This window comes from Curtobacterium sp. B18, assembly GCF_000333375.1.
Taxonomy (GTDB): domain Bacteria; phylum Actinomycetota; class Actinomycetes; order Actinomycetales; family Microbacteriaceae; genus Curtobacterium.
The window spans coordinates 1-1,032 of the sequence record NZ_BACZ01000527.1 but is presented as its reverse complement, the minus strand read 5'-3'; the positions used below and the strand labels follow the sequence as shown (position 1 = coordinate 1,032).

The 1,032-nt window shown below is 76.8% G+C and carries 1 protein-coding gene and 1 pseudogene; both read left to right on the top strand.

What is annotated here, in order from left to right:
• Positions 1-350, top strand: a pseudogene (locus tag I5E_RS26500) (hypothetical protein); the annotation flags it as partial.
• On the top strand, positions 347-1,032 hold a 686-nt coding region (locus I5E_RS13965), incomplete at its 3' end, for a PfkB family carbohydrate kinase (protein ID WP_022907529.1). The pseudogene I5E_RS26500 and the gene I5E_RS13965, both read left to right, overlap by 4 nt.

Here is a 1,032-nt window from a genome sequence, read left to right as displayed (position 1 = left end):
CGCCCGCCCCGGGTCGACCGCGATCTTCGACGACCCGCGCGTGGATCGACTCGCGGAACGTCGCACTCCCCGCGGGAACCACTCGCGCCAGGGCACGATCCGCGCCAGGATCGAGGGGTGACCGACCACGAGCAGCGAACGACACCGGGCGCGCCCTGCGCGCCGCGGCCGAGCTCCCCGTCGGCACGGTGAAGGTGAACGCCGTGTTCGGGGGCGCCCCGGGCGGCAGCGCCCAGCCCCGGGGGGCCTCGGGTGCCGGGTTCGGGTACGGCCCGCACCTGCTCGACGAGCTGACCACCACGACCGTCGTGCACCTCGAGGCGGCACCGCCCGCCGGGGGCGCACGGTGAGCGCGGACGTCCGGCTCGTCCGGGAGCTCGTCGCCGCGGTCGACGACCGCGAACCGCTCGTCGTCGTCATCGGCGACTGCATCCTCGACCGCTGGACCGTCGGCGAGGCGGAACGGGTCTCGCGCGAGGCACCGGCCCCGGTGGTCCGCGTCACCGGGACGGTCGCGGTCCCCGGCGGCGCGGCGAACACCGCCGTGAACGCCCGCGCGCTCGGCGCACGCGTCCGGATGGTCGGGCTGCTCGGCGACGACGAGGCCGGTGTCGTGCTCCGCGAACGCCTCGACGCCGCCGGGGTGGACACGTCCTGCATGGTCGTCGTCCCCGGCACGCGCACCACGACGAAGTCGCGCGTCGTCGGCGGCGACCGGGTCGTCGTCCGCGTGGACGAGATCGCCGCCGAGCCGACGGCCGAGCACGGGGTGCGTCTCGCCGGTGCCGTCGCCCGTGCGCTCCGGTGCGCGGACGCCGCGGTCGTCTGCGACTACGGGCTCGGCGTGGACCCGGCCGACGTGGTCCCGGTGCTCGACGCCGACCGTCCCGCCGCGGTCGTCGTCGACGCGCACGACCTCACCCGCTGGGCGCACCTCCGACCCGACCTCGTCACGCCGAACGCCGGCGAGGCCGGGGCACTGCTCGATGCGTCGCTCGGGACCGGCAGCGAACGGGCCTCGGCGGTCGTGGA